This is a genomic window from Amorphus sp. MBR-141 (assembly GCF_053628695.1).
The window spans coordinates 56,066-75,150 of the sequence record NZ_JBRJGW010000022.1 but is presented as its reverse complement, the minus strand read 5'-3'; the positions used below and the strand labels follow the sequence as shown (position 1 = coordinate 75,150).

19 protein-coding genes and 2 pseudogenes are annotated in these 19,085 nt (G+C 67.1%); 8 read left to right on the top strand and 13 right to left on the bottom strand.

Translation table 11 applies throughout. The features are described from left to right. Positions 1–202: 202 nt before the first annotated feature. From ACSSVZ_RS23130 to ACSSVZ_RS23120, 3 genes are all read right to left on the bottom strand, one after another. Entirely contained in the window at positions 203–751 is a 549-nt protein-coding gene (locus ACSSVZ_RS23130) for a family 16 glycosylhydrolase (RefSeq protein ID WP_453973166.1), read from the bottom strand. Between the two features lie 546 nt (positions 752–1,297). Then, positions 1,298–1,771, bottom strand: a complete 474-nt coding sequence (locus ACSSVZ_RS23125) for an AtaL-like protein (protein WP_453973165.1) — start codon at positions 1,769–1,771, stop codon at positions 1,298–1,300. Between the two features lie 39 nt (positions 1,772–1,810). Next, the gene (locus ACSSVZ_RS23120; protein ID WP_453973163.1) at positions 1,811–2,674 is read right to left on the bottom strand and encodes an NmrA/HSCARG family protein; all 864 of its coding nucleotides are present in this window, start codon (positions 2,672–2,674) and stop codon (positions 1,811–1,813) included. Between the two features lie 105 nt (positions 2,675–2,779). Here ACSSVZ_RS23120 and ACSSVZ_RS23115 point away from each other — a divergent pair, with 105 nt between their 5' ends. Continuing rightward, complete coding sequence (locus ACSSVZ_RS23115) at positions 2,780–3,673, top strand: LysR family transcriptional regulator (protein ID WP_453973162.1); 894 nt, start codon at positions 2,780–2,782, stop codon at positions 3,671–3,673. Positions 3,674–4,035: 362 nt separating this feature from the next. On the opposite strand, the gene ACSSVZ_RS23110 is transcribed toward ACSSVZ_RS23115, so the two are convergent. The 5 genes from ACSSVZ_RS23110 to ACSSVZ_RS23090 all read right to left on the bottom strand — a co-directional run bounded on the left by ACSSVZ_RS23110 (position 4,036) and on the right by ACSSVZ_RS23090 (position 9,371). Further along, positions 4,036–5,931: a bifunctional sugar phosphate isomerase/epimerase/4-hydroxyphenylpyruvate dioxygenase family protein gene (locus ACSSVZ_RS23110; RefSeq protein ID WP_453973161.1), complete on the bottom strand. Its 1,896-nt coding sequence runs from the start codon at positions 5,929–5,931 to the stop codon at positions 4,036–4,038. Positions 5,932–5,959: 28 nt separating this feature from the next. Next, positions 5,960–6,403 carry a type II 3-dehydroquinate dehydratase gene (locus tag ACSSVZ_RS23105; RefSeq protein WP_453973160.1) on the bottom strand — a complete coding sequence of 148 codons (444 nt, stop codon included), beginning with the start codon at positions 6,401–6,403 and terminating at the stop codon, positions 5,960–5,962. Positions 6,404–6,445: 42 nt separating this feature from the next. Further along, entirely contained in the window at positions 6,446–7,744 is a 1,299-nt protein-coding gene (locus tag ACSSVZ_RS23100; protein ID WP_453973158.1) for a TRAP transporter large permease, read from the bottom strand. Beyond that, positions 7,741–8,268 (bottom strand): TRAP transporter small permease, encoded by a 528-nt coding sequence (locus ACSSVZ_RS23095; protein WP_453973157.1) that lies wholly within the window; start codon positions 8,266–8,268, stop codon positions 7,741–7,743. Before ACSSVZ_RS23095 ends, ACSSVZ_RS23100 begins: the two co-directional genes overlap by 4 nt. A 104-nt stretch (positions 8,269–8,372) precedes the next feature. Further along, entirely contained in the window at positions 8,373–9,371 is a 999-nt protein-coding gene (locus ACSSVZ_RS23090; protein WP_453973156.1) for a sialic acid TRAP transporter substrate-binding protein SiaP, read from the bottom strand. 291 nt (positions 9,372–9,662) lie between these two features. Between ACSSVZ_RS23090 and ACSSVZ_RS23085 the strand changes: the two genes are divergently transcribed. Next, entirely contained in the window at positions 9,663–10,334 is a 672-nt protein-coding gene (locus ACSSVZ_RS23085) for a GntR family transcriptional regulator (protein ID WP_453973155.1), read from the top strand. Positions 10,335–10,602: 268 nt separating this feature from the next. Continuing rightward, positions 10,603–11,463, top strand: a complete 861-nt coding sequence (locus ACSSVZ_RS23080; RefSeq protein WP_453973154.1) for a shikimate dehydrogenase family protein — start codon at positions 10,603–10,605, stop codon at positions 11,461–11,463. 199 nt (positions 11,464–11,662) lie between these two features. On the opposite strand, the gene ACSSVZ_RS23075 is transcribed toward ACSSVZ_RS23080, so the two are convergent. Further along, a complete protein-coding gene (locus ACSSVZ_RS23075) occupies positions 11,663–12,265 on the bottom strand; it encodes a hypothetical protein (protein WP_453973153.1) in 603 nt (200 codons plus the stop codon). Between the two features lie 296 nt (positions 12,266–12,561). Here ACSSVZ_RS23075 and ACSSVZ_RS23070 point away from each other — a divergent pair, with 296 nt between their 5' ends. Continuing rightward, positions 12,562–13,206 carry a LysE family translocator gene (locus ACSSVZ_RS23070; protein ID WP_453973152.1) on the top strand — a complete coding sequence of 215 codons (645 nt, stop codon included), beginning with the start codon at positions 12,562–12,564 and terminating at the stop codon, positions 13,204–13,206. A 135-nt stretch (positions 13,207–13,341) separates the two neighbouring features. Here ACSSVZ_RS23070 and ACSSVZ_RS23065 read toward each other — a convergent pair whose 3' ends face one another. Further along, positions 13,342–13,779 (bottom strand): NUDIX hydrolase, encoded by a 438-nt coding sequence (locus tag ACSSVZ_RS23065; protein ID WP_453973150.1) that lies wholly within the window; start codon positions 13,777–13,779, stop codon positions 13,342–13,344. Between the two features lie 121 nt (positions 13,780–13,900). On the opposite strand from ACSSVZ_RS23065, the gene ACSSVZ_RS23060 reads away from it, so the two are divergent. Beyond that, positions 13,901–14,641, top strand: coding sequence for an SOS response-associated peptidase (locus ACSSVZ_RS23060; protein WP_453973149.1), 741 nt, complete (start codon positions 13,901–13,903; stop codon positions 14,639–14,641). 147 nt (positions 14,642–14,788) lie between these two features. On the opposite strand, the gene ACSSVZ_RS23055 is transcribed toward ACSSVZ_RS23060, so the two are convergent. Together ACSSVZ_RS23055 and ACSSVZ_RS23050 are read right to left on the bottom strand one after the other, a co-directional pair. Further along, complete coding sequence (locus ACSSVZ_RS23055) at positions 14,789–15,412, bottom strand: glutathione S-transferase family protein (RefSeq protein WP_453973147.1); 624 nt, start codon at positions 15,410–15,412, stop codon at positions 14,789–14,791. Between the two features lie 105 nt (positions 15,413–15,517). After that, complete coding sequence (locus ACSSVZ_RS23050) at positions 15,518–16,945, bottom strand: FAD-binding oxidoreductase (RefSeq protein ID WP_453973146.1); 1,428 nt, start codon at positions 16,943–16,945, stop codon at positions 15,518–15,520. Positions 16,946–17,096: 151 nt separating this feature from the next. Here ACSSVZ_RS23050 and fabI point away from each other — a divergent pair, with 151 nt between their 5' ends. Further along, the gene (gene fabI, locus ACSSVZ_RS23045; RefSeq protein ID WP_453973145.1) at positions 17,097–17,909 is read left to right on the top strand and encodes an enoyl-ACP reductase FabI; all 813 of its coding nucleotides are present in this window, start codon (positions 17,097–17,099) and stop codon (positions 17,907–17,909) included. Between the two features lie 116 nt (positions 17,910–18,025). Beyond that, a pseudogene (locus tag ACSSVZ_RS23040) lies at positions 18,026–18,166 on the top strand (IS630 family transposase); the annotation flags it as partial. Positions 18,167–18,235: 69 nt separating this feature from the next. Here the strand turns inward: ACSSVZ_RS23040 and ACSSVZ_RS23035 are convergent. Then, positions 18,236–18,577, bottom strand: coding sequence for a hypothetical protein (locus tag ACSSVZ_RS23035; RefSeq protein WP_453973170.1), 342 nt, complete (start codon positions 18,575–18,577; stop codon positions 18,236–18,238). A 223-nt stretch (positions 18,578–18,800) separates the two neighbouring features. Here ACSSVZ_RS23035 and ACSSVZ_RS23030 point away from each other — a divergent pair. Further along, positions 18,801–18,988: pseudogene (locus ACSSVZ_RS23030) on the top strand (IS5/IS1182 family transposase); the annotation flags it as partial. Positions 18,989–19,085: the final 97 nt, after the last annotated feature.

Below are 19,085 nucleotides of genomic sequence, written 5' to 3'. Positions count from 1 at the left end.
ATCCGAAATCCCCATAGCCCATCGCCTGGGGCCCGCGGGTTCCTTCCTCGGGGACTTTCGTACGCCTTTCGGCGCCCGAAACTCTTCACGGAAGCGGAAGGTCAGCTTTAGAGGTAAGTACAGTGGAAATTTGACTTTCTGCACACCTTGCCTCGTGAACAAAGCGGAGAGATCGGCGTCAACCTCAAGGCCGATGCTTCGCTCAATCGAGCCGGGGATCGCCTGATGTTCGAATCACCGCGTCGACCGTGACGTTTCGGAACGAAGCGGTGGTAAAAGGCAGTCGAACGCCCATGGCTCCCGCCAGTTCAACCGAACGCGGTGGCCAGAGGTTCGCGTGGAGCGTCCTTGGTAGGTGCGGCACTGGGGTCGACTCCCAGCTTCCGCGCCTACCAAGGACGTCATCGACGAACCAGCGGATCAGGTCTGGAAACCACTCGATCGCGTACCGATGGAAGCCCGCGCTGGCGTCGAAGTCGAGATCGACTACAGAGGGCGAACCGCGGTAGCCGTAATCGAGCTCCGTGCCCTTGTTGCCCGGATTGAAGTAGACATTGAGAAGCATCCTGCACGGTTTGTTGCCGGAGATCTCAACATCGATCTCCTGTCGTGGTGCGGAACGATGTAGGAAAAGCCTGTGACCAAGCCGCCCCCTCGTGCCACCCTCATCTCGATTTCGAAGCGGCCATGCAGGAAGCGACGAGCCGACGAGAGGGTCCCGGAACGGAAGCGGCGATCCCCCTTTCTCCATGCACTCAGTTTGGTCGTCGCACCGTCTGGGCCGTGGTCGATCGCGTCTGGTTCGAAGGTAGCCAGATTTGCCCAGGAAAATCCCAAGCATTCCAGGCATGTCGATCGTGGGCTCAGTGAGTGAGCATCGCATCTCGACCGCCCCATCTTCCTTGTGGCATGTTGGATTGCAAACTGGCGTCGGCCGTAGTCGACCGTCTTAATTGCCCATGGGGTGTCGCCCATCGCAATCGGTCGAGCGGCCCTTGTGGTTTCGGTCGAAGGCCTGCAAATCCGGCGTCCGTCGCGGAACAGGCGCCAGTGGCTAGGTGCGCCGCAGGGAAATTTCTGGACCGGTGGCTTCATTTCTGCCAACGAGCAGAGTGGCGGCCACCACTCGTCGCCCGGCCCATCTCCGGGCAAAATGGTCCACCAATGGTTCGGGCGGTTAGTGACGACCGTCTAATCTGGCCGGCTCGGCTCTAGGACCAAGCCGGCAACAAGTTCGGCGACTTCGTCCGGCAGAGCATTGGGCGAGATTGGCGGATCGACTAGGTGATGGGTGGGGTCAGAGCCGGCCTTCGGCCGAGAGTTCGCGGGTGCGCTTCAGCGTCGACAGCAAGGCGCTTCGATAACCTTCGTTGCTGTCGAACTGGGCCTGCTCGGCCTGCTCTTCCGGGCCGTTCGGCGCCTTGCCGCGCAGGCCGAGATAGCAATAGAAGCGGAGCTGCAGTGCGCCTGCCTCGTCCTCGAAGAGCTCATTGACGATCGCGCCCTCGCGCGGCCCGGTGGCCTGGAAGAAGGTGACCTTCGCCTGCGGCTCGAGCACGATGATCTCGCGGAGCTCGGCACCGGCGATCGTCGCGTCGCGCACGAAGTGAGTCTCGCTCTCCTCGGTCACATCGCAGCTGGTGCAGAGGCCGGCCGGCAGGAACAGGCGGGCGTCTCGGGCCTTCAGCTCGAGGCCCTTCCAGGCCTGCGCGCGAGTCAGTTCGGCTTCGCCTTGCGGGTTCACCGGAACGGTGGCGGTCGAATAGATCATAACGGAAACTCCTGGGATTGAGGAATACGTGAGCTGAGATCAGCCGGCGATCTGCGCGACGAAGTCGCGATAGGTGCGCAGCGGGCGGCCGAGCATCGTCGTCAGCCTGTCGACGTCGCCGGCTTCAGGCACCATGCCGTCGGTGATGAAGCGCTCGGCCATGACACGCATGTCGAGCGCCATCCAGCTCGGCATCGCCTGGCGCAGGTTCTGCTCGAAGCCGGCGGTGTCCTCGCCCGGATAGGCGATCTCGCGGCCGAGCACCTCGCTCCAGATCGCCGCGACGTCGGGGCCGGTCAGCGTGTCCGGGCCCACCAGGTTGATCCGCTCGATCGGCAGCGGGTCGGAAGACTGTTCGCGGCGGAGGAGCTCGATCGCGGCGACCTCGCCCACGTCGCGTGCATCGACCATCGCCAGGCCCTTGGTGCCGATCGGCATCGGGTAGATGCCGTAGCCGGTCACCACGTCGCGGACGGTGACGTCGTTGTTCATGTAGTAGGCCGGGCGCAGGACGGTGGCGTGCATCCCCATCGCCTCGATCATCCGCTCCACGCCGAACTTGCCGGCGAAGTGGGGCACGTTCACATAGACGTCGCTGTGGATCACCGAAAGGTAGATGATGCGTTCGATCCCCGCCTCGCGGGCAAGATTGAGCGCGATCAGCGCCTGAGTGTATTCGTCGGCCACCACGGCTTTCAGCAGGAACAAGGTGGACACGCCTGAGAAGGCTCGACGCAGCGCGTCTACGTCGAGAAAGTCGCCCTCAGCGACCTCCACACCGGCCGGAAAGTCGGCCTTGGCGGGATCGCGGACCAGCGCACGGACACTGGCGCCACGCTTGGCGAGCTGTTCGACGACGGTTCGGCCGACAGTGCCGGTGGCGCCTGTAACGAGAATGGTCATGGGGAAATCTCCGGTTCTCCGTTGCTTCGATGCTTGCAAGATCGATGATCCGGATTCATTCCAATAGACGGCATATCTGGACGGGCCGTCTCACAGGTGAAACAGATGGATCTCCTCGCACTCGCCGACTTCACCCTCGTCGCCCGGCACAACGGGTTCGGCCGGGCGTCGCGTGCCACCTGCCGTCCGAAGGCGACGCTATCGCGCCGGGTTGCGGACCTGGAGGCCAGCCTCGACCTGCGCCTGTTCGAGCGCGGTGGCCGCGATCTCAAGCTGACCGAGGAAGGCAGGGCGCTCTTTGAGCGAACGAGCGCGCTGCTCACCGACCTGGAGGAGACCACGGCGGCGATCGCGTCAGGCGGGCAGAGCCCGCGTGGCCGGTTGCGCATCAGCGCGCCGCTCCTCTTCTCGCAGACCGCCATGGGAAAGCTTGCCGCGGATTTCGCGCTGAAGCATCGGGACGTCCGGCTGGAGGTCACGACGGAAGACCGCGCCGTCGACATGGTGGAGGAGGCCTACGATCTGGTGATCCGGGTGAACCCGGACCCCGACGAAAGCCTCGTCGGACGCGTGTTCCTTCGCGACCGGCTGGTGGTGGTCGCAAGCCCTGATCTCCCCCCTCTGGCCGACGGGTCGCCCGTTCCCGCCGTCGTGCGCGGGGCGTCGCAGCCGATGGAGAGCTGGACCGTGACCACGGCGAGTGGGAGGTCGAGCATCGCGGTCCAGCCCACCCTGAGCCTGTCGTCGCTCCTGATGATCCGCGATGCGGTGCGGACGGGGGTCGGGGCCGCGCGGCTCCCGATCTCGCTCGTCAGCCACGACCTCGCCGCCGGCACCCTGGTTCACTGGGGCGACGTCGAGGGTCCCGAGATCACCCTCTGGACGCTCTATCCGAGCCGCCGGTTGCTCAGCGCCCGGGTGTCGGCATTCCTCGATCACCTGCGGGACGCCTTCCCGGACGGGACGCCGGACGAGCTCGCCCGGTACGTTGGGAGCTGAAAGGAACCGCCACTCCGGTCGGCAACACCGAATGACACTCCACCGGGCTTGCCAACGCCGAAGCCAGCACGACTGCGCCTAAAGCGGTTGAAAACCCCTGTGCTTGTCACGGACTGCAGTCGTCCCTCCTGAGCCTCCACGAAGTCCCCTGCTGTCGGGTGATTCAAGCGTGGTGGCGGCAGGGGTTGCCAAACTCTCGAAACCATCAGAGTTCGACTGCGCAAGGGAGGAGCAGACGGCCATCCTTGGCCAATGTCCCGAGAACCATTCGGAACTTCACAGAAAGGCCGAACGGCTCCAGGTCAGTTTGTCGACGCGTTTCGCAGGGCGGCCAACCGGCCCATGCTCAGCCAGGAAGCGCCCTATATCGCCAGGTCGCCGGGGGCGCTGCGGTCCATCGCGCGCTTCTGGGCGGCGATGCGGAACGGCGCGTTGGCGGCGCCGTAGCCTGCGTAGCCGCCGCGCCGCTCGACGATCTCGAAGAAGAAGCCCTCGCCGTAGTTCGGGCTGTAGAGCTGGAAATACTCGCCGTTGTCATCCCGGTCGTAGAGGATGTTGCCGGTCCGCAGCCGCTCCATCAGCGCGCCATCGAGGCCGAAGCGGGCTTCAAGGTCGTCATAATAGTTGGCGGTGATCGGCAGCGTCCGGAATCCGGAGGCCGCAAGCGCAGCCGCGGTGGCGAAGATGTCCGGGGTCGAGAAGGCCAGATGCTGGACGCTCGAACCGAAGCTTTCGGCCATGAAGCGTCCGGCGAGCGTCTTGCGGTTTTCCGCCCCGTTCAGCGTCAGCCGCAGGCGGCCGTCGCCGTCCTCGATGACCTGGCTGCGCACCAGGCCGCCCGGGTCGACCACGTCGACCATCGGCAGTTTCCGGGTCCGGAAGATCGAGGTGTAGAAGAGAACCCAAGTGAGCATCTCTTCGTAGTTCATGGTCTGGGCGACGTGGTCGATGGCGGCGAGGCCGACGCCACGGCGATGGGGCTCGCCCGACCGTTCGAAGTCGATCTCCCAGATGCGGCCGAGATCGCTCTTGCCGTCGATGAAGAAGAGGACGCCGCCGCCGACCCCGCGGATGGCCGGGAGCTTCAGCTCCCCCGGCGCGCCGTGCTGCTCGAACGGCGTCGCTCCCAGCGCCCGGGCGCGCTCCAGCGTCGCGGCCGCGTCCTCGACCTTGAGGCACACCGCATAGGCGTTGGCGCCGTGCACCACGTAGGCGGAGTGGGCAAGGCCCTCTTTCGCCGTGTTGAGGAGAATGTTGATGTCGCCCTGGCAGTAGCGCGTCACCTCCTTGCTGCGGTGCCGGCCGGCCACCGAGAAGCCGAGGGCGCGCAGCAGCCGGTCGAGCTCGTCCGCCTCCCGGTCGGCGACCGCGAACTCGACGAACGCGACGCCCTCGACCGCCACCCGGTCGGGCATCGCCGGAACGTCGATTGCCACATGCGGTTCGCGCCGCTTCACCTGGTCCATCAGCGCAACGAGCGAGCGGTGCCCGTCGATGGCGATCGACTTCGGCGAGCCGCCGCGAAACTGGTCATTGAAGATCTCCAGCGACAGCGGGCCGTCATAGCCGGTGGCTGCCACGGCGCGCATGAACCCGGTCACGTCGAGGTCGCCTTCGCCGGGCATGTTGCGGAAGTGCCGGCTCCAGTAGAGCAGGTCCATGTCGATCAGCGGGGCGTCGGCCAGCTGGACAATGAAGATGCGGTCGGCAGGGATCGCTCGGATGGACTGCACGTCCAGCTTGCGGGCGAGCGTGTGGAAGGAATCGAGCACCAGGCCGACGTTCGGATGGTCGGCACGGCGCACGACCTCCCAGGCGTCGCGATGGTCGTTGACGTGCCGTCCCCAGGCGAGCGCCTCGTAGCCGATGCGCAGGCCGCGCTCTGCGGCGCGCGCGCCGAGTTCGCGAAAGTCGTCGGCGAGGCGGTCGATGCCGCCGAGCGAGAGGGCCGACACGTTGGAGCAGATCAGCATCAGGTCGGTGCCCAGCTCCTGCATCAGATCGAACTTGCGCTCGGCCCGCTCGAAGCTGCGCGCGCGCTGCGGCTCCGGCATGCCCTCGAAGTCGCGGAACGGCTGGAACATGGTGATCTGCAGGCCGTGGTCGCGGACCATGCGTCCGACTTCCGCCGGCGATCCGTCGAAGGCGAGAAAGTCGGCCTCGAAGATCTCGACGCCGTCGAAGCGGGCGGCGGCGATCGCGGCAAGCTTCTCGCGCAGGTCGCCGCTGATGGACACGGTGGCGATGGACGTCTTCATCCGCGGGGCTCCTGCTGGCAGGCGGGCATCAGGGTCCGGCGCGGCCGGCCGCCAGCGCCAGCGCGGCGCGCACGGCGGTCGGATAGCCGCGGGCGCCGAGCCCGGCGATCACCGCCGTGGCGACCGTCGAGACCAGCGAGTTGTGATAGATCGGCTCCCGCCGGTGGATGTTGGAGATGTGCAGTTCGATCAGCGGGCCGGGAAACATCTTGAGCGCATCGAGAAGCGCGATCGAGGTGAAGGTGAAGGCGGCCGGGTTGATGACGATCGCCGATCCCTCGTCGATCGCTTCGTGAACCCAGTCGATCAGCTCGTACTCGCGGTTCGACTGGCGGAAGACGAGGCCGGTGTCGCCGGCCGCCTGGCGGCACATGGCTTCGACCTCGGCCAGCGTCGTGGTGCCGTAGATCTGCGGTTCGCGCAGGCCGAGCCGGTTCAGGTTGGGTCCGTTGAGGACGTAGAGCGGCTTCATCGATGTCTCTCGGTTTCGAACGCGGCCGGACTGGATCCTGCCTCAGCCCTGGTAGCCGAACAGGCGCGGCAGCCAGAGGACGAGGTCGGGCACGAAGGTGATGAGCATCAGCATCACCAGCATCGCGATCAGGAAGGGGGTGATGTCGCGCACGATCGCCCGGAGCGGTTGCCGCGCGATCGTCGTCATGACGAACAGCAGCAGCCCGTAGGGCGGCGTGATCAGCCCGAGCATGATGTTCACGACGGCGACGATGCCGAAGTGGACGGGGTCGATGCCCAGCGCCTGCGCTGTGGGCAGGAACACCGGCACGATCACCAGCAGGATCGTCGTCCCCTCCAGCAGACAGCCGAGGCCGAGCAGGATCAGGTTGACGAGCAGCAGGAACATCCAGGGCGACAGATCGTAGGCGGTCAGCGCCTGGCTGATCGTCCGCGGGATGTTTTCGATGGTGACCACGTAGTTGAAGACGAGCGCGCCGGCGATGAGCATGCCGATCGAGGCGGTGATGCGGGCGCTCGACAGCAGCGAGCGGTAGGTGCTCGCCAGGGTCACCGAGCGGTAAAAAAGGGCGGAGATCAGATAGGCATAGGCCGCCGCCATCGCCGCCGCCTCGGTCGGAGTGGTGATGCCGCTGTAGATGCCGCCCAGCAGGACGACCGGCATCATCAGGGCCGGAAAGGCGCGGAACGTGATCTTGGGGATCTCGCGCATCGGGACCGGCGCTTCGACCGGAAAGTCGCGCCGGCGCGCCACCACCGCGACGATCGCCATCAGCGCCAGCCCCATCAGCAGGCCCGGCACGACGCCGCCGAGGAACAGGTAGCCGATCGAAACGTCGCTCACGAGGGCGTAGAGGATGACGGGAATGGACGGCGGGATGATCGGTCCGATGACCGCCGAAGCCGCCGTCAGCGCGGCGGCGAAGCTCGGAGTGTAGCGGCCCTCGTGGGTCATCATCTTCTGCATCATCCGGCCGGTCCCGGCGGCATCGGCGATGGCCGAGCCGGACATGCCGGCGAAGATGATGCTCTGGACGATGTTGACCTGGGCGAGGCCGCCGCGGAAGCGGCCGACGAGGGCGTTGCAGAAGGTGAGGAGCCGCTCGGTCATCGAGCCGGTGTTCATCAGCTCCGCCGCCAGGATGAAGAGCGGGACCGCGAGCAGGATATAGCTCGAATACATCCCGTTGAGGATCTGTTCGGCCACCGTGCCGAGATCCAGGCCCGCCAGAAAGAGGTAGAGGATCGAGGCGCTGATCATCGCGTGCCCGATCGGCAGGCCGAGCAGGCTGAGAACGACGATCGCCAGAACCGCGGCGGCAAACGGATCGATCGTCATGCGCCCGGCTCCCCGGGGTCGTCCGCGCGCTGGCGCGTCACCCGGTCGCCGTGGAGGATCGTGTCCAGCACGATCCAGACGTAGCGGACGACGATCGCCGCCGCGAAGACGACGTAGATCGAATAGAGCCAGTCGAGCCGGATGTGGAGATAGGTCGTGCTCTCGACCTTCATGAAGGTCACGTAGTCGATCACCGCCGGCAGCGAGACGACGTAGAGGACCAGCAGGGCGAGCCCGGAGACGACCGTCATGATGCTGCGGACCATGCTCGGCACCGCGCCGTAGACGAGATCGAAGCGGATCTCCTCGTCCTCTCGGACCACGAAGGCCGCGCCCCAGAGCACGAGCCACAGCCAGGTCGCCACGGTCACCTCGGACGGCCAGCCGATCGGCAGGTTGAGGACGTAGCGGAACACGACCTGCGCGATGAAGGCGAGGAACATCGTGGCCAAGAGCAGGACCGCGACGTTCTCGGCCCTGCGCCGCAGCCAGTCCGCGATCGCTCTTGTGCGTGTCGATGTCACCCGGGCCGTCCCGATCTGCCGCTTTGTGGAAAGACGAGCGCGTACGGCGCGCCCCGAAACCGAGGATCGGCGGGATCGCTCAGGCGACGACCCCGCCGATCGCGTCAGATCGCGTTGATCTTGTCGAGCATGCCTTCCGGCCAGTCTTTCGCCAGGTCGGACGTCTTGTACTTGTCCTGGGCGTAGGTGCGGAAGGCTTCGACGTCGGGCTTGTAGAGCTTGAGGCCCTGCTCCTCCATGAACGAGGCGAGTTCCTTCTCCTGGTTCAGGTGCTGCTCGGTGCTCCACCCGATGGCCTCGTCGGCGGCGGCCTGGAACGCCTCCTGCTCCTCCGGCGACATGGCGTCCCACACCTTGTTGGAGACGACGAGCAGGTCGTAGCCGACGAGATGCGAGGTCAGCACGATCTGCGACATCACTTCGTAGAACTTCATGTTTTTGACGTTCGGCAGCGGGTTGTCCTGACCGTCGATCGCGCCGGTCTGAAGGCCCGTGTAGACCTCAGCATAGGCCATCGGCGTCGGGTTCGCGCCCAGCGCCGAGCCGAGGAACTGCCAGGCTTCGCCGCCCGGCATGCGCAGCTTGATGCCCGACATGTCCTCCGGCGTCTGGATCGTCTTGTCGACCTTCAGGCCGACCTGGCGGGTGCCGAAATAGGTCGGCCCGAGAATGTGGATGCCGAGCTTGTCCTCGGCCATCTGCTTCATTTCCTTGCCGGCGTCGCTGGCGAAGAACTTCTTCAGGTGATCGGCGTCGCGGAACAGGTAGGCGGAGGTCAGAATCGACCATTCCGGGATCTGCTTGGCGATGTCCTGCGGCGCGATGTTGCCCATCTCCAGGTTGCCGCGCTGGAGCGCCACCAGCTCGGTGCCCTGCTTGAAGAGGGTGCCGCCGTAGTAGGGCTGCAGGGTGTAGCCGTCGGAAATCGCCGTGCCGAACTTCTCCATCATGTCGGCGCGGATGTCCTGCTCGGAGAAGACGGCAGAGAACCGCAGGTTCGGCTTGTCCTGGGCCTGGGCCGACAGGCTCGGCAGGACGGTCGCGGCAACGGCGGCGGCAATGCCTGCCGCCAGCGCGGAGCGACGGGTGAGATGACGCGTCATGGGCTTCTCCCTCTGGCAATGTGTTCTTGGGCGCGAGCGGACGGGCCGGCCCCGCGCCGCGAACCATCGCACTGGATGGACGACGCATCAATAGGTGATATTAATTTTGTATGAGATTACGAGTTTCATATGATTCACGGTGAAGGCGGAGCTGCCCGCGTCTGCCCGTCCCCGGGCCCGCAGAAGCGGCGCCCGGGGACGGGCGGCGCGGGTGTCACCGCGCTTGAGATCGCCGCCGACATCAGTAAGGATACCGTCCGACAAAACTGCATCCCTCAGAGGTTCACTCGTTTGCTCGATCACACCGACGCGGCTTCGTCCATCGGAGAAAGTGCGTATCATCGGATCCGGACCGACATCATCTTCGGCCGCCTGGTGCCCGGCCAGCGGCTGAGGCTCGATCGGCTGAAGCAGGAGTACGGCGCGAGCGTCAGCACGCTGCGCGAGATCCTCAACCGCCTGACCTCCGAGGGTCTCGTCCTCGCCGAGGGGCAGCGGGGCTTTGAAGTGACGCCCGTCTCGGCCGAGAATCTGAAGGAAATTGCCGCGCTCCGGCTGCTGCTGGAATCCCATGCGCTCGACCAGTCGATCGCGGCGGGCGACATGGAATGGGAGGGTCGGCTGGTGTCTGCCCATCACAAGCTCGCCAGCATGGAGGCCCGCATGAAGGCGGGCGACATGAGCCAGACCGAGACCTGGAAGCGCTACGACTGGGAGTTCCACCAGGCGCTCATTTCGGCCTGCGGCTCGGCGGTGCTGATGGACACCCATGCCGGCGTCTTCGACAAGTATCTGCGCTATCAGATGATCGCCCTGAGCTACCGCGGCGACATCGCGGCCCAGGAACACAGGACGCTCCTCGACAGCGCCCTGGCCCGGGATGCGGTCACCGCCAAGGCGGTGCTCGAACGGCACATCACGGGCGGCGTCGACCACGCGCTCGCCAACGGGGCGGTCCGCTGAGGCGCAATCGCCCCGGACGATGGCGGCGCTGTCTCCCTGAGTGATCCACCCGATTGCCCGCTCGCCTCGCGCCGGTCCCTGGCGCGTGGGCCGGCGCTGGCGGCAGATCGATGAATAGGGCTCCTACGAACCAAGTTTCATCCTACATTCGAAAATATAGCGGTTGATGTCGATGCGTCGGCCTGTATGGTTCGGCCAGACGCGGAGCAGGGCGACGGGCGTGCGGGCTCCGGCCCCGAAGCGGTCATCCTCAGGCGAGGCAGGAAACATGCAGAAGATCAGGCTCGGTCTGATCGGCGACAACATTCGCCAGTCGCGGTCGCCGGCTTTGCATCGCCTGGCAGGGGCGCTCTGCGGGTTCGACGTGAGCCACGAGCTGCTGGTGCCCGCCGAGCAGGACGCGGGCTTCGACGTCTTGTTCGAGCGGTGCCGCGACACCGGCTTCCGCGGGATCAACGTCACCTATCCGTACAAGGAACGCGCCTTCGACAGGGTGACCGTAGAGGATCCGGCCGTTCGCCGGCTCGGCGCCTGCAACACCGTGCTCTTCGGAGATCCGCCTACCGGTGAGAACACGGACTACACGGGCTTCCAGAGCGCCTTTGCCGCCGCCTTCGGCCGGCAGGATCCGGGCCGGGTCGCGATGGCCGGCGCCGGCGGAGTCGGCAAGGCGATCGCCTTCGCGCTTGCCGAGCTCGGCGCGCCGGCGATCCGGGTCTTCGATCGGGACCGGGCCAAGGCCGATCGGCTCGTCGGCCTGTTCGCGGCTGCCGCTCCCGGAACCGCGATCGAGAGCGTCGGGTCGATCGCCGAGGCGATGGACGGGGCGGACGGGCTGGTCAACTGCACGCCGCTCGGCATGACGGGCCATCCCGGCAGTTCCATGCCGAAGGCGCTCATGCGAGGCCGGGGCTGGGCCTTCGATGCCGTCTACACGCCGTTGGAAACCGCGTTCCTGCAGTCGGCCGGCGCGTCGGGTCTGGCGGTCCTGAGCGGCTACGAGCTCTTCTTCCACCAGGGCATCGATGCCTTCCGCCTGTTCACCGGGGTCGAGCCGGAACCCGGCGCGCTCCGGCAGGCGTTGCTGCAGGAAGCGCAGAAAGGCGCCGTCTCTGCAATCTCGCGCTGATTTTCTGGTATCGCGAAACTGCAAGTGCCCAGTCCCGGCTTCACACGAATGTCCGCTTACGGGCCGCCGCAAGAAAATGTTTACGACCGACTTGGGCGCAATGCTGCCATTCCCGGCGTATCCTCCCACGTCCGCACTCCACCCGGTCGAGCCATCCGCCAGTGATCAGCCTTCGGACCAACCGTCCGCTTCCGCCCCCCTACGGGCTCGGCATGAAGTAGTGCAGGGTGCCGTCCGGGCCGATGCCGACGCGGTAGAAGATGTACTTGCCGTAGCGGCGCATCTCCTCGACGTCGACGGCAGTCAGGATGCGGTAGAGCTCCACCTCCTGAGCCGGCGAAAGACCGTCCAGCGGCCACTGGTCGAAATACGGCCAGATGTACATCTCCTGGGCGCCGCCTGCGTCGACGTGGACCCAGCCGGCCTCGAGGATCTCCAGGAGCAGCGCCAGGATTTCGCGGCCCTCCGGGTCGCCCGACTGGCCGCGCAGGAAGGCGATCGGATCGTCTCCCGCGTCCCCGCCGAGGCTCGGCGGCATCTCGTTCTGTTCCAGCACCGGGCGCAGCGTCTCGATGTCTCCGGACCGGGCCGCGTCCATCAGCGCGTCGCGCATCCGGACGACGGCGGCGGGCAGGTCGGCCGACCCGTAGTGGACGTCCGGACCCGGCTCGGGGGGCGGGCCGGCGGCGTCGGGGGCCTCGGGCCGCGGTTCGGCGTCGCCGTTCTGGTCCGGAGCTTGCTTAAAGGGAACGAAGGGCCCGAGCGCGGGATCCGGCGCGGCCGGCTCGATGGGCTCGACCATGGGCGCGGCGACGGGACGCACTGCGCCCGGGAGGCCGCTGGGGGATGCTGGACCCGATGCGACCGGTGCCGCCTCCGCCGCGGCCGCACAGGAGACTATGAGGACGATGATCGCTAGCCCCGCCGCACGCCTGCCGGTCACTGCCTGCCTCCCGTTCCGCTGCTCCGGTTTCTGCTAGCGTAGCAGGTTGTGAGCCGCTACTTCCAACGACGATTGCAACCCCGAGTCCCATCCGGTCGTTATGCCACTGTGATGAAGCTGCACCTTCCTTCCCGTCCTGAGGGGCATCGGACCTCGTGAACGAGCTCGGCATGGTGCTGTTGGGCGTCGCGATCGGTTTCATCGCGGCAGCCCCCGTCGGGCCGGTCAACATCATGACCATGCAGCGGGTGCTCCGGCACGGCTTCCTGGCCGGGGTGATCGCCGCGCTCGGCTCGGTCGTCGCCGACGCGATGTTCGCCGCAGCGGCGGCGTTCGGCTTGTCGGCCGTCGGCGATTTCTTCGAGGGGCACGCGCGGACGATCCAGGTCGTCGGCGGCGTGTTCCTGATCCTGTTCGGGCTGCGCATCGTTCTGAGCCACCCCCATTTCAATCCCGATTATGTCGAGCGGAAGGACGGGATCCTGTCCGGCATGGCCGGCGCCTTCGCGCTGACCATCACCAACCCCGGTGCGCTGTTCGGCTTCCTCGCCCTGTTCAGCGCGCTCGGCGACTGGGCGCCCGAGCCGGGCGACTGGCTCGGCGCCGGCGAGCTCGTGCTGGGCGTGATCGGCGGCAGCTTCCTGTGGTGGCTGATGATCGCGGCCCTCGTCGCCAAGCTCCGCGATCATCTCGACGATCACTGGCTGGAACGGGTGAACTGGTTCGCCGGCGGCCTGCTCATCACCTTCGGGCTGCTCATCCTGGCCCGGCTCGGGCTGATCGTCAGCGGGCTTCTCTAGCGCCTCTTCCGGTCAGGTGGGCCCGCCTGACCGATCAGAAATGGCAACAGAATCATTGTCTTGAGGAATTCCTCTTCGTTCAGATTGCTTCGATCTGAACGGGACAGGCTCCAGCGCCACCCCGCCGGTCCGCCGTCAGCCCACCAGCGCGCGGCTGCGGGCGACGATGTCCGCGAGCCCGTCGGTGGTGGCGAGCCCGGCGATCTCCTCCACCGCGAACCAGCCCACGGCGGCCGCATCGTCGGCGGCGACCGCGGTGCCGGAGACGTGCCGCCCGGCGAACACCGTCAGTAGGAAATGGACGTCGACGCGCCCGTCCGGGCCGCGGCGGATGACGTCGAGGACGTCGACGAGGCCGGCGATCTCGGCCGTCACCCCGGTTTCCTCGGCAAGCTCCCTGAGCGCCGTCGCGCGCACCGGCTCGCCGTGCTCGACGCCGCCGCCCGGCAGGCTCCACAGGCCGGCGAGCGGCTGCCGGCCCCGTTCCACCAGCAGCACCCGGCCATCCTTCCAGCAGGCGATGCTGGCGCCGAGGCGGGGCAGGGCGACGGAGGGGGCGGTCGGGTCGGTCATGACGGTCTCGCGGCGGCGAGGGCGGGGGCGCGCATGGACACGCGGCGGGGCGATGCCGATATTGGAGGAATGGCGCCGGCCCCGGGCGGCGCTCCCGAATCACCGATGGACACGACGGCCCATGTGCGGACGCTTCACTCTGACCGCGCCGCCCGAGGCGGTCAAAACCTTCTTCGGGGCCGAGGAGGCCCACGCGGCACCGCCGCGCTACAACATCGCGCCGACCCAGCCGATCCTGATCGCCCGCGAGGACCAGCCGGGCGTCCGCCGCCTGGTGCTGGCCCGCTGGGGGCTGATCCCCGGCTGGGTGAAGGACCCGGCCACCGTGTCGCTGATGTTCAACGCGCGCGCGGAGACGGCGGCCGACAAGCCGTCCTTCCGTGGCTCCATGCGCCACAAGCGCTGCCTGATCCCGGCCAGCGGCTTCTACGAGTGGCAGAAGCGCAAGGGCGGCAAGTCGCAGCCCTTCCTGCTGCAGCCGCCGGGCGGCGGCCTCGTCGCCTTCGCCGGGCTGTGGGAGGACTGGTCGGCCCCCGACGGCGGCGTGATGGAGACGGCGACGATCCTGACCACCGCCGCCAACGCCGCGCTGGCGCCGATCCACGACCGCATGCCCGCCGTCATCGCGCCGGAGGACTTCGCCGCCTGGCTCGACACCCGCACCGTCACCGCCGCCGAGGCGGCCCGGCTGCTGCGGCCGGCCCCCGACGCCACCTTCGAGGCTGTCCCGGTCGGCGAGCGCGTCAACGCGGTGAAGAACGACGATCCGGGCGTACGCGAGGCCGACGCCACCGCCGCGCCGGCGCCGGCCGAGGAACCGGCCGCTCCTGCGGAAAAGACCCAGTTCGATCTGTTCGGCTGAAGGGGAACGCCGAAAACCGGGACCGGCTTACCTCACCCGGACGCCTTCTCAGAAGCACTCCCCCAGCGCGCGACGGCGCGCCGGCCGGAGGGCGCGCCCGCGCAGCCGCGCGCCCTGCGCGCGGCGTGAGCGCTACACAAACCCCCGCTACTGCAGCGGCACCGCCGCCACCCGGCTCTGGAAGCCGTCGCGCGCCTCGATCTCGGCGAACCAGCGCTCCAGGTGCGGCATCGCCGGCCGCTCGGGCACCAGCTCCAGGAACCGCCGCGCCATCACGCCGACCGGGATGTCGCCGTAGCTGAAGGCGTCGCCGGCGATGAAGCGCGACGTGGCGAGCCAGCCGTCCACCATCGCGAACGCGTCGGTGGTCTTGCGCCGCGCCGTGTCGATCGCGCCCATGTCCCGGTCTTCCGGCGCGGTGCGCACCAGGCCCCAGAACAGCGGCCGGATCGTCGGCGACAGGATCGACAGCTCCCAGTCCATCCACTGCCCGGCGACGCCGCGGGCCCGGGCATCGCCGGGATCCAGCGGGCCGGGGTGGCGCTCGGCCAGGTAGCGCACGATGGCGTTCGATTCCCACAGGACGTAGCCGTCCTCTTCCTGCAGCGTCGGCACCAGCCCGTTCGGGTTCAGCGCCAGATAGGCGGGCTCGCGGTTCAGCCCGAAGGCGCCGCCGACGTCGACGCGCTCGAAGTGGAGCCCCAGCTCGAACAGTGCCCACATCACCTTCTGCACGTTGGCGGAGGTGTTCCGGCCCCAGATCTTCGACATGCTTCTACTCTCTCCAGCGGCCCCCCAAGGGCCGGAAAACGTCCGCCGGTGCCGGTCCGATCAGGCGAGGACACCCGACCGGCCCGTCCCGGCGCCATGCTGTCCCTACAGGATCCGGCCGGGGTTCATGATGCCCTTCGGATCGAAGATCGCCTTGATGCGCTTCATCATGTCGATCTCCAGCGGCGCGCGGACGCTGGCGACCAGGTCGCGCTTCAGCCGGCCGATGCCGTGTTCGGCGGAAATCGATCCGCCATGCGCCACCACCACCGCGTGGACCGTCGCGTTCACCTCGTGCCAGCGGGCGAGGTACGCTTCCTTGTCGGCGCCGGCCGGCTGGCTGAGATTGAAGTGCAGGTTGCCGTCGCCGAGATGGCCGAACGGCACCGGCCGGATGCCCGGGATCAGCTCGCTCACCGCCCGCGTCGCCTCCTCGATGAAGGCGGGAATGGCGGCGATCGGCACGGCGATGTCGTGCTTGATGGAGCCGCCCTCGTGGAGCTGCACCTCCGACATCATGTGGCGGATGCGCCAGAAGCCGGCCGCCTGGTCGAGGCTCTCCGCCACCACCGCGTCGACCACGATTTCCGCCTCGAGCGCCTCGGCGAGCGTCTCCTCCAGAAGCGTGCGCGCCTCGTTGCGGTGGTGGCCGGAGGCGATCTCCACCAGCACGTACCAGGGGTGCGGCGCGGCGAACGGCTCGCGCACGCCGTCGGCATGGGCGAGCACGAACTCCAGTCCCATCCGCCCCATCAGCTCGAAGGCCACCACCGACGATCCGGCCGCCTTGCGGACGCGCTCGAACAGGGCGATGGCCGCCGCGGGCGACGCGATCGCGACGATGGCGACCTCGCTGGCGACCGGCCGCGGCACCAGCTTCAGCACCGCCGCGGTGACGATGCCGAGCGTGCCCTCCGCCCCGATGAACAGGTGCTTCAGGTCGTAGCCGGTGTTGTCCTTGCGCAGGCGGCGCAGGCCGTTCCAGATCTCGCCGGTGGGCAGCACCACCTCCAGCCCCAGCACCAGGTCGCGCGTGTTGCCGTAGGCGAGCACCCCGGTGCCGCCGGCGTTCGACGATATGTTGCCGCCGATCTGGCACGACCCTTCCGACGCCAGCGTCAGCGGGAACAGCCGATCGACCGCGTCCGCCGCCTCCTGGATGCGCTGCAGGACGACGCCGGCCTCCACCGTCATGGTGAAGCCATCCGGATCGACGTCGCGGATCCGGTCGAGGCGCGACACCGACACGACGATCTCGGTACCGCTGTCATCCGGCACCTGGCCGCCGACCAGGCCGGTGTTGCCGCTCTGGGGCACGATCGCGGTGCCCGATTCGCTGGCGAGCGACAGGATCCGGCTCACTTCCTCCACCGAGCCCGGACGCAGCACCAGCGGCGTCCGCCCGTGGAAGAGGCGTCGCCATTCCCGCAGATACGGCTCCTGGTCGGCGGGCCGGGACAGCGCGTGGCGGTCGCCGACGATGTCGGTGAACCGGCTCAGGAGCTCGTCCGTGGGGAGTGCTTGCGAAGACATGGATCCTCAATTGCCACGGCTTTGGGCGCCCGTCGAGATGGCGGCGGAAGATGCCTTCGGGGCCGGGCGGCTTGAAGCCCCGAAAAGCCTATGTCATATCGAGCGGGCCCGATCGGGCGGCATCTCCAACAATCAGGTCAGTACGGACATCATGGTTGACGCACACGGCATCATGGCAGGCAAACGGGGCCTGATATTGGGTGTCGCAAACAACCGGTCCGTAGCCTGGGGTATCGCGAAGGCCGTCAGGGAACATGGCGGCGAGCTCGCCTTCACCTATCAGGGCGATGCGCTGCGCAAGCGGGTCGAGCCGCTGGCCGCCGAAGTCGGCGCCACCGTGGTCGGCCACTGCGACGTGACCGATCCGGCGTCGATCGACGCGGTGTTCGACACCGTCAGGGAGAAGTGGGGCGGCCTCGATTTCGTCGTCCACGCGGTGGCGTATTCCGACAAGGACCAGCTGACCGGCCGCTACGTCGACACCACCTCCGACAACTTCAACCGGACGATGTCGATCTCCTGCTATTCGCTGACGGCCATCGCCCAGCGGGCCGAGCCGTTGATGGCCGACGGCGGATCGATCCTGACGATGACCTACTACGGCGCCGAGAAGGTGATGCCCCATTACAACGTGATGGGTGTCGCCAAGGCCGCGCTGGAGGCGAGCGTGCGCTATCTGGCCGTCGACCTCGGCCCCAAGAAGATCCGCGTCAACGCCCTGTCGGCCGGACCGATCCGCACGCTGGCGGCGTCGGGGATCGGCGATTTCCGCTATATCCTGAAGTGGAACGAGCTCAACGCGCCGCTGCGCAAGACCGTGTCCATCGAGGAAGTCGGCGACGCGGCCCTCTACCTCCTGTCGCCGCTGTCGCGCGGCGTCACCGGCGAAGTGCACCACGTGGATTCGGGCTATCACGTCGTCGGCATGAAGGCCGTCGACGCACCGGACATCTCCACCGTCTAGAGCCTCTTCCGGTCAGGTGGACTCACCCGATCGATAAGAAACTTGGGGTCGGTCTCGAGCGCTTGAGTCCCGCGGGGGATTCCTTCGCAAAGCCGTTGACGCGAGTATGCTGCACGCGCGGCATCTGGCGGCGCCATGGCCTGCAACCCCATCGGATGCGACGGTTCAAACGGTCCAACGATGCCGGCTTCGTCACCAGGCTGCGCGATGTGGTCGGCCTCTACGCCGAGCCGCCCGATCGCGCCATCCCCGCTTCACCTTCTTCGTGCCCGGCGCCGGCTCCTGGTTCAACGCCATCGACGGCTTCTTCGCCAGACTTTCGAGGGCTACCGGCAGCTGATCTTCGCATCGTGCAAATCGTTGAAGCCCATGAAGTATCTGGCCACTCCAGTCACCGTAGCGGTGCCACCCACCTTGCACGTTGAAGGGATCTTGCCTTTCGGATAAACCGTGATCAAGCAGTATTCCGCGTCGCTCTCGAAGGATTCGATGTCGAGGCATGTTTTTGGGCTGTCGGCGCACTTACTGATTTCCAGGACCTGGCCCGTCGTTGTAATTCTCACGCCGTCATCTACCTCGGTCTCGGCGACGCAGATGTCGACTTGCTTGGCCATGGCAACGCTTGTCTGGACGGCCAGCGCGATCACTATGAGCGATAATCGGCGCATCAGGAAACCTCCTCCAAGAAAATCACAAGACGTCATTTGGCCGAGTTCGGTGCGAGGAATATCTTGGAGTCCGTCCCGAAAGGGTTGAGTAGCGGGCGAGATCGCCAGTCCAAGGGATGAGGCCGTCTTGGAGCGGGCGATGTGGACCCGGGCCGCTCGCCGGCGGCATCGTCGTGCGGGAAGTCGCTGCGAAACGGCCCTGACGGCGAAGTGTAGGCTGGTCTACGACGCCGGCAAGAAGATTATGGGTCGCAAGCGCCACGCCCTCGCCGCTACCCACGGGCGCGGCCTCGTCCTCTTCGACCCTCCCGCCAGCGTTCAGGATCGCGACGAGGCGGGCCCGCGGCTGGCGCCGCCCTTCCTTTCATCGAGAAGGTCTTCGCAGGCGCCGGCGACCAGGGCCCGTGCGTCGTAATTCCCCCGTTGTCACGAATGGAAAGGCGGCACGGGTCGCGCAGCCAAAACAGTTTTCGCTGTTTCTTTTAGAAACGGATGAGCGAGATTTTGA

Bases quoted from the DNA above. Each gene is read 5' to 3' on its own strand.
- ACSSVZ_RS23130 (WP_453973166.1), bottom strand. From the start codon at position 751: ATGGAGAAAGGGGGATCGCCGCTTCCGTTCCGGGACCCTCTCGTCGGC.
- ACSSVZ_RS23125 (WP_453973165.1), bottom strand. From the start codon at position 1,771: ATGATCTATTCGACCGCCACCGTTCCGGTGAACCCGCAAGGCGAAGCC.
- ACSSVZ_RS23120 (WP_453973163.1), bottom strand. From the start codon at position 2,674: ATGACCATTCTCGTTACAGGCGCCACCGGCACTGTCGGCCGAACCGTC.
- ACSSVZ_RS23115 (WP_453973162.1), top strand. From the start codon at position 2,780: ATGGATCTCCTCGCACTCGCCGACTTCACCCTCGTCGCCCGGCACAAC.
- ACSSVZ_RS23110 (WP_453973161.1), bottom strand. From the start codon at position 5,931: ATGAAGACGTCCATCGCCACCGTGTCCATCAGCGGCGACCTGCGCGAG.
- ACSSVZ_RS23105 (WP_453973160.1), bottom strand. From the start codon at position 6,403: ATGAAGCCGCTCTACGTCCTCAACGGACCCAACCTGAACCGGCTCGGC.
- ACSSVZ_RS23100 (WP_453973158.1), bottom strand. From the start codon at position 7,744: ATGACGATCGATCCGTTTGCCGCCGCGGTTCTGGCGATCGTCGTTCTC.
- ACSSVZ_RS23090 (WP_453973156.1), bottom strand. From the start codon at position 9,371: ATGACGCGTCATCTCACCCGTCGCTCCGCGCTGGCGGCAGGCATTGCC.
- ACSSVZ_RS23080 (WP_453973154.1), top strand. From the start codon at position 10,603: ATGCAGAAGATCAGGCTCGGTCTGATCGGCGACAACATTCGCCAGTCG.
- ACSSVZ_RS23075 (WP_453973153.1), bottom strand. From the start codon at position 12,265: ATGGTCGAGCCCATCGAGCCGGCCGCGCCGGATCCCGCGCTCGGGCCC.
- ACSSVZ_RS23065 (WP_453973150.1), bottom strand. From the start codon at position 13,779: ATGACCGACCCGACCGCCCCCTCCGTCGCCCTGCCCCGCCTCGGCGCC.
- ACSSVZ_RS23060 (WP_453973149.1), top strand. From the start codon at position 13,901: ATGTGCGGACGCTTCACTCTGACCGCGCCGCCCGAGGCGGTCAAAACC.
- ACSSVZ_RS23055 (WP_453973147.1), bottom strand. From the start codon at position 15,412: ATGTCGAAGATCTGGGGCCGGAACACCTCCGCCAACGTGCAGAAGGTG.
- ACSSVZ_RS23050 (WP_453973146.1), bottom strand. From the start codon at position 16,945: ATGTCTTCGCAAGCACTCCCCACGGACGAGCTCCTGAGCCGGTTCACC.
- fabI (WP_453973145.1), top strand. From the start codon at position 17,097: ATGGTTGACGCACACGGCATCATGGCAGGCAAACGGGGCCTGATATTG.
- ACSSVZ_RS23035 (WP_453973170.1), bottom strand. From the start codon at position 18,577: ATGCGCCGATTATCGCTCATAGTGATCGCGCTGGCCGTCCAGACAAGC.